The 7,441-nt window shown below is 66.6% G+C and carries 6 protein-coding genes; 2 read left to right on the top strand and 4 right to left on the bottom strand.

Going from position 1 to position 7,441, the window contains the following annotated elements:
- Positions 1-639 precede the first annotated feature (639 nt).
- The 4 genes from ACFYZB_RS46495 to ACFYZB_RS46510 all read right to left on the bottom strand — a co-directional run bounded on the left by ACFYZB_RS46495 (position 640) and on the right by ACFYZB_RS46510 (position 3,105).
- Positions 640-1,818 (bottom strand): hypothetical protein, encoded by a 1,179-nt coding sequence (locus tag ACFYZB_RS46495; RefSeq protein WP_388768190.1) that lies wholly within the window; start codon positions 1,816-1,818, stop codon positions 640-642.
- A complete protein-coding gene (locus tag ACFYZB_RS46500) occupies positions 1,794-2,096 on the bottom strand; it encodes a relaxase domain-containing protein (RefSeq protein WP_388768192.1) in 303 nt (100 codons plus the stop codon). Before ACFYZB_RS46500 ends, ACFYZB_RS46495 begins: the two co-directional genes overlap by 25 nt.
- Before the next feature lie 153 nt (positions 2,097-2,249).
- Positions 2,250-2,732 carry a hypothetical protein gene (locus tag ACFYZB_RS46505; RefSeq protein ID WP_388768194.1) on the bottom strand — a complete coding sequence of 161 codons (483 nt, stop codon included), beginning with the start codon at positions 2,730-2,732 and terminating at the stop codon, positions 2,250-2,252.
- A gap of 13 nt (positions 2,733-2,745) precedes the next feature.
- Positions 2,746-3,105, bottom strand: coding sequence for a hypothetical protein (locus ACFYZB_RS46510; RefSeq protein WP_388768196.1), 360 nt, complete (start codon positions 3,103-3,105; stop codon positions 2,746-2,748).
- On the opposite strand from ACFYZB_RS46510, the gene ACFYZB_RS46515 reads away from it, so the two are divergent.
- Both ACFYZB_RS46515 and ACFYZB_RS46520 read left to right on the top strand, forming a co-directional pair.
- Positions 3,089-6,583 carry a LamG-like jellyroll fold domain-containing protein gene (locus tag ACFYZB_RS46515; RefSeq protein ID WP_388768198.1) on the top strand — a complete coding sequence of 1,165 codons (3,495 nt, stop codon included), beginning with the start codon at positions 3,089-3,091 and terminating at the stop codon, positions 6,581-6,583. The two genes, ACFYZB_RS46510 and ACFYZB_RS46515, sit on opposite strands and share 17 nt — an antisense overlap.
- 619 nt (positions 6,584-7,202) lie before the next feature.
- The coding region (locus tag ACFYZB_RS46520) for a hypothetical protein (protein WP_388768200.1) at positions 7,203-7,441 on the top strand (239 nt) is incomplete at its 3' end.

The raw sequence follows: 7,441 nt of genomic DNA on the forward strand, positions 1-7,441 counted from the left end.
GGCCCTGCCTGCATGCGCCGCTTCTGCCGCGATCACCCGATCAGGACCCCTGTTCGACCAGACAAGCCCGTTGATTGGTAAGCGGAAGCCTTCTAGCGAAGGGCGGGACTCGACCTACGGGTGGACCGTGTGGGCACACCTGACGAACGGAAGCTCGACCGATTTGGGGTCCGACTGGGTATGGATGGACTGGTCTGACACGCCCGGGTCTTGGCATCAGTGCGGCCCCTATGAGATCGACGGATCGCAGGGCTGGCATGACCGCTGGACCTGGGGCGTCAACGCCGTGACCAACCGATACTTCCGCGCCTGCGGCATGATGGGCGACCCAGGGACCGTCCATTGCACCAGGTGGATGCGGGGATGACCTAGTTGTACTGCCCAGGCAGGTTGGTCGAGTTTGTGCTCTGACACCGTCTGAATCGGGTGACGGGTGAAGGCCTCCGGTTGCGGAGTGAGCTGTCGAGGAACCGCTCGCCAACCAGGAGGCCTTCGTGTCTCACGCTAACCTCGCCGTTTCGGTTGGGGTGATGAGACGTCGCTGTTCGTCTGCCGTCGCGTGGGCGGGGTGATTTCGTTGCCTGGGCATGGCGGAGTCCCCGCGCATGGCCGCCGGTGCGCACCGCAGATCGGGCGCACTCAGCGGCCGGCTTCTCGTCCGCGGTGCGGCTGCTGCGGGCGGTGCGCCTGCTGATCGTCCTGGCGCACCGGGTGCGCAGCGTTGGCATCGTCCTGCTCGGCGTAGCGGTCCGTACGGGCGCGGGAGTCGTCGGCTGCCTTGGTGAACGCGTCCTGGAGGTGGCGCAGCCGCTCGGTCGTCAGATCGAGGGCCTCCACGTCCGTGCGGGACTCTCTCAAGGCCCGCAGCGCGGTGAGGTCGATCGCCTCCCGGGGATCGGCCTCCGGCTCCTGGTCGTCGTGCTCGGGGTTGGCGGGCCGGGGTGCGAGCAGTTGCTCGGGCATCGCCGCCTGCTGGTGCGCCACGACGTCGTACGCCGGGCCCCGCACGGCGGTGGTGGTGCGCAGCTTCTCGCGGACCACGGCGCCGGCGAGGACAGCCCGCTCGTACTGCAACGGGAGGCGGGGTATCTCCCACTCCCCCGCTGTCTGATGCGGGGGAGTGGGTGCAGCCGGCGCGCCGGGATCGGCCGGGGGGTGCCGGTCCCGGTCGGGCGCGGGGGTTGGTGGGCGCCGCCGGGCGGGGAGTTCGGACAGCGCCCACCGTGCGGTGTAGAGGCGGTAGCCGGACTCCAGGCCGCGCACGGTCTTCGGCTCGCTGATGTCCAGGCAGTGAGTGGAGATGGCAGCGGCCACGATCTGGTCGTCCAGGCCCGGGTCGCGGCGGCGGCCGCGCAGGACGAGGGCGAGGTGGCGGCGGGCTTCGGCGAGCAGGTGCCGGCGGTGGAAGCGGCCGCCGTCGTTCATCACGAACACCGTCGCGGTGACGTCGACGGCCGCCAGGGCTATGTCGACCACGGCGGCGACCCGGGCCCGGATCGCCGCAGCCGCGGCACGGGCGTACTCGAGGAGAGCGTTGATGACGTCGGCGGCCACCCCGGAGGTGCGGATCGCGCTAGCCTTCCACTCCTCACACAGCCGCGAGAGGGGCCGGGCCCTCTGCTTCGGCGGGCGCGTCATCTTCGCGGCGATCCCGTTCAGCTTGGCGCGGGCCCGCGCGGAGACCACGGGCAGGAACCGCTGGGTGCCGTCGTCGTCGACGGCGGTGACGTACTCGTGCTCCAGGTCTGCCCGGCAGGCTGCGATCTGGTCGCTACGCCGTGAGGTCCAGCGGATCAGCTCGTGCGGCACACCAGCCACGCCATAACTGGGCGGCGGCCGGCGGTGACGGTGCGCGGCTCAGAGGCCAGCCCCAGCGCCTCACACACCTCAGCCATCACGAGCTCGTTGTAGAGCGCGGAGGCCCCCACCGCGTTGTCGTACATGGCCGTGGAGCGCACTGAGCCCCAGATGCCCTTCCCGTTCTTGTCCTTGTGCGGGCGTTGGGCTTTGACAGACACAAAGAGACGGTCATGCACGAGCGGAATCCCCGAGCGCGCCTCGTAGTGGCGAAACCGAGCCGCGACCAGACCATGCACCCGTTAGGGATCTTCTGAGTCATCGCAGGGATCTCCCCGTGATCAGAGCTGCCTTTGACCAGACCAGCGATGAGGTCCCACCGGAACGACTTACGATGGGACCTCGGACGATTCCTTCTCCCGGACGCTTAGAACTCGGTGACCGAAGATCGGCTACACAATCGCCCCCGAAAGCTCGGCGCGAACCTGTTCCAAGAAGACCCAGAGACTCGGCGCAATATCATCCACTCCCGAGTCTTCAACGTCATACTGCGACCCAGCCCAGGCGCCGCCATGCAGCTTCAAGATTCGGCCGTTGGAAGCAGCGAGGGCAATGAGGGCACCGCCGCCGTCAGAGCCGAATACCGTGATGCGCTCATTAAGGGCGCCCACGACTTCCGTTGGCTGATTTCCAGAAATTCCACCAGCCACCGACTCCGCCGAGTGAATGAAAATTCCATTCCCCAAATCCGGAAGAGAGACTTCCTCAATCTGGGTATAGAAGTCAAGCAGATCACCCGTAACGCCCTGAGCCGAGAGAGCTGCAACGGCAAGCCTGCCGATTTCAGGCGTGGCTCTCACCACCGTGTTATCGTCCGGCGGATAGCCGTAACCCGCCTCGAAGTTCGCAGTGAACCTCGAGGCAAGCTCAATCATCACCTGAGCCCAGTTATTTAGGCTCTCCCCAGTAATAGGCACCATAGCCCCTATCGATTTGATCGGCAAAGTCTTCAATCTCGGCCCTAGTGGCGTTCGGGTTCATATCCCCAAACCATTTCCACTGATTAGTGATGTCCTGATGGACGTTCGCGAGCCGCGATTGCATTCTACTCCCGGGAATCCCTCGCATGTTCGACGGGGCATCAAAGTCGAAGCCCGCAAACTCCGGATGATCTCTGAATTCCTGCGGGATGGCGTGATGCGCATCCCAATCCTTGGGAAGTCTTTGCATTCCATCCCTATTGAGGGCGGCATTAAACCTCGCGCCGGGAGCCGACGTCGCACCGGTGACCATGACGACCACCAGCAACGGCCTCACTCTCACCCCCGACTCGTCCATGCTCACCGGCTCGAGCACCACGTGGCCGGTGTACATCGATCCCAGTGTCTTGCCGAGCGAGACCACCAACCACTACTTCGAGGCCCAGCAGGGCTGTGACTCCTCCTCCGCCAGCTCCCACGAGTACGACTACGCGCAACGCTACGGCGAAGGGGTCGGTTACCAGCGCTATGCCTCGTCCAACGGGGACTGCATCGGCGCCCAGCGCACCTTCTACCAGCTGGACACCACCAATCTCAGCAGCAGCATGCACATCATCGACGCAGAGCTGCATCTGACGGAGACTTACGCCGAGGCCTACGGCTGCACACACACCGCACCCCTCACCCTCAAGTGGACCGGAGGCATCTCCTCCGGTATGTACTGGGACACCCAGCCGAAGGCGCTCTCGACCATCGGCACCCAGAACCCGGCCAGTGCCTACAACGGCGCCTACGTCAACCAGCCCACCAGTTGCGGCGACCAGAGCGTGAAGTTCACCGTGACCGGCCAGATCGCGTCCGTCGCCGCAGGCAACTACGACACCTGGACCGTGGGCCTGTACGGCGACGAGGACTCCTCCTCCAGCGACATCGACTTCATGCGGTACTCCACCAATCCCTACATCCAGACCACCTACGACATCCCGCCCGACACCCCGATCAGCGAGACCACCTCACCCGACGCACTGAACCCCTCCGGTGCCAACTGCGGCAGCAGCACACGGGGCTGGATCGGCCAGACTGCGCTGAACGGCAACGCCAGTGACATCACGCTCAACGCGAAGCTGAAATCCAACGTCAGCGGCGAGAACGTCATGGCCGACTACACGGTCTGGGACGACCAGACCGCCAACAGCAGCGGAAACGCGGCCACCGTCGCGACACCACACAGCGGCTACGTCGCCTCCCTCACCACGGTGAACATCAACATCGGCACCACGGTGCAGGACGGCCACCAGTACGGATGGCAGGTCCGCGCCTACGACGGAACCCTGTATTCCGACTGGAGTAGTCCGTGCGGCTTCAAGGTCGACCTGACCCCGCCGTCCCAGCCCACGGTGACCGCACCGAGTACCGTGTTCCCGCCCTCCGGAAGCGGCCAGACACCCACCGGCTACGCCGGCCAGACCAGCAGCATCACCGTCACCAGCAGCGACACCGCACCGACCGGATGCACCCGCGGCACCTGCCTGTCCAGCGACGTCTGGCGCTTTTGCTACGCACTCGACGTACAGCCGGCCGTCAACTGCCCCGACTACGTCACCGCGACCACCAACTCCAGCGGCACACCCAGCGCATCGATCCCGCTCGACCCGACGACATGGGGCACCCACACCCTCTACGTCGAAGCCCAGGACCACGCCGGCAACACCCAGCCACTGCCGACCACATACACCTTCTACGCCCCCTGGAACCCGGCCACCAAGGTCGCCGCAGGCGACCTCAACGGGAACGGCGTCCCCGATCTGCTCGGCACCACCAAGAGCGGCGACCTCACCCTCCTGCCGGGCAACACCGACCCCGGCAACTCCCCCACCGTCGCCTCCACCGCATCCCAGAGCCCCGACGGCAAGACCGGCTGGAACAACTACCTGATCACCCACCGCGGCAGCCTCAAACAGGACGGCCTGGACGACCTGTTCGCCTACAACAAAAACAGCGACAAGCTGTACATCTACAAAAATGACGGCGCCATCTCCTCAGGCACCGCCGGCCACTTCACCAACATCGCGGACGTCTACGGCCCGCTCGACAGACCCCAGTGCCTTCCCACGGCGGACAACGCCCACAATTGCGACACGTACAACGCGGCCGACTGGTCCTCGGTGGCCCAGATGATCGCCCCCGGCGACGTCTACGGAACCGGCTATCCCGATCTGATCACGATCGAGAACAAGCAACTCTGGCTGTACAAGGGCTCCGCGCAGGACAGCAGCTACCTCGGCCCGGCTACCGGCGGCACCAGCAGCACCACACCCGTGCTGCTCGGCACCGGCGACTGGTCGCACTTCACCCTCATCGCACCCGGAACCGTCGGCACCACCCCCACCCTCTGGGCCCGAGACAACAACACCGGAACCCTCTACACCTTCCCCCTGACCGCCGACAGCAACGGCCTGCCCCCGCTGCTGACAGCGCCCGTCTCATCCGCGCTGACTTCCGGCCTCACCGCCTCCGACGGCTCCAGCCTGTGCGCGGACGACTCACACTCCGCCTCCCAGAACGGCAACAAGATCCAGATCTGGGGCTGCAACAACACCCTCGCCCAGTCCTGGACCCCCGCCGCGGACGGCTCGATCCGCGTGCTCGGCAAGTGCCTGGATGTCACCCACAGCGGCACCACCGACGGCACCCCGATCGACCTGTGGACCTGCAACGGCACCGGCGCGCAGCAGTGGACACCCGGCTCCAACCACTCGCTGGTCAACCCCGAATCGGGCAAGTGCCTGGACGACCCCAGTTCCTCCACCACCCCCGGGACCCAGCTGCAGCTGCACACCTGCAACGCCACCAGCGCGCAGAGCTGGACCTCCAGCACACCAAGCACCTGGTCCAGCAATGCCGCCACCGCTCTGCCCGTCACGCTGCCGGCCAGTGACTACCCGACCATCGCCTCGCCCGGAAACCTCAACGGCACCACCGCCGGCTACCCCGACCTCTACACGACCACACCCGCCGGCGAACTCATCGAATACCCCGGCGCCGCCCCCGACACCCAGGGCACAGCCACCTTCAGCTCGCCCGTGACCGTCGGCTACTACAACACCGCCAGCGCCGCCTGGCCCCTGAACGACGCCACCGGCACCACCGCAACCGACTCCGTCGGCACCAACAACGCCACCCTGAACGGCGCCGCCACCTGGACCAACGACACCAGCCGCGGAAACGTCCTCGGCCTGGACGGCACCACCGGCTACGCCGCAAGCACCACCAGTGCCCTTGCCACCGGCGCCCACACCGACCCCGCCGACGGCACCACCACCGACAACAACAGCTTCAGCGTCTCCGCCTGGGTCAACCTCAACAGCCTGACCAACAACTCCACCTTCGTCTCCCAGTCCGACAGCGCCGGCAACGCCAACGCCTACCAGCTGTACTACTCCTCCGGCTCCCAGAAATGGGCCTTCAGCCGCCACAACGACGACACCACAAGCACCGACTTCACCGCCGTCTACGGCACCAAAGCCACCACCGGCACATGGACCCACCTCGTCGGCGTCTACGACGGCCCCACCAACACCCTCAACCTCTACGTCAACGGAACCCTCACCGCGACCAAAACCTTCGCCGGCACCCCCTGGCCCGCCACCGGCCCCGTCCAGATCGGCCGCCGCCTCTACCAAGGCACCTACGGCGAATACGCCAACGCCGACATCAGCAACGTCCAGCTCTATGGCACCGCGCTCCCGCCATCCGAGGTGAGCGCACTCGACTACGACCAGACCCCCTACACACAACTCAGCTAAACACCCACGCGGTGCGGGACCCGGCCACCCAGGGCCGGGGCCCACTTTGCTGCAGCCAGCCCGCCGTTCCTGCGGCCGCTCCCCCACCATCGACGTACAGTCCCGCACAGCCGTTCCACCCTCGTTCGCAACCGCTCCTCACGGCGGTCGTCCCGCTCCGGAACCTGCTGCACGACTTCTTTGCGATCTTGTTGCGGGTTCTTTCTTCGTCTATGCGGTCACCTCATGGGAGCCTCTGCATCGCTTGCACAGAACATGATCAGACTGCCCCTGAGCGGTGTACGAGCCGCGTCCTCCACCAGTGGCGCTCCGGCCGCAACTGTCGAGCAATCGGACAACTACCGCCTTCGGCCCCAACACGAAGGTGATGACAGCCAGTTACCCCGAGGGCGACGGCAAGGCCACCTCGTCCTCTGCTACAACCACGCGGCCCCGACTCCGGCCGTGTGGACCCACCCCCGGGGACGGCGGTTTCGCCGCGCCCGTCCTGCGCTCCACAGGCCTGTGACAGCAGCGCCCGGTGTGGGGCCGGCCCCGCCGGTCATCGCCCCGCCCCGCACCGGGCGCCTCCCCAACGCCAGCATCCCCCTGTCCCCCGGCAGGATTCAGGAGAAGCATCATGCCCAGCCAGCGACGCATGCGCGCCGTCCTCATCAGTGCCATCGCGATCGCCGCCGGTCTCACCACCGGCCCCGCCGTCGCCGACACCGGCCCCTCGGTGACCGGCAGCCTCCCGCAGAGCATCGACATCGCCGGCGCTCCGGGCGACATGACCGTGACGGTCACCAACCCGCCCGCCACCGACGCCTTCATCCGGCTCTACTTCCCCGGCGGCACCACCGGCCTGACCATCACCGA

Origin of the sequence: Streptomyces sp. NPDC001852 (genome assembly GCF_042891825.1) — a bacterium.
In the GTDB taxonomy this organism is placed as follows: domain Bacteria; phylum Actinomycetota; class Actinomycetes; order Streptomycetales; family Streptomycetaceae; genus Streptomyces.

Coding starts and splice junctions, on each gene's coding strand:
- ACFYZB_RS46515 (WP_388768198.1), top strand. CDS start 3,089: ATGACGACCACCAGCAACGGCCTCACTCTCACCCCCGACTCGTCCATG.
- ACFYZB_RS46505 (WP_388768194.1), bottom strand. CDS start 2,732: ATGATTGAGCTTGCCTCGAGGTTCACTGCGAACTTCGAGGCGGGTTAC.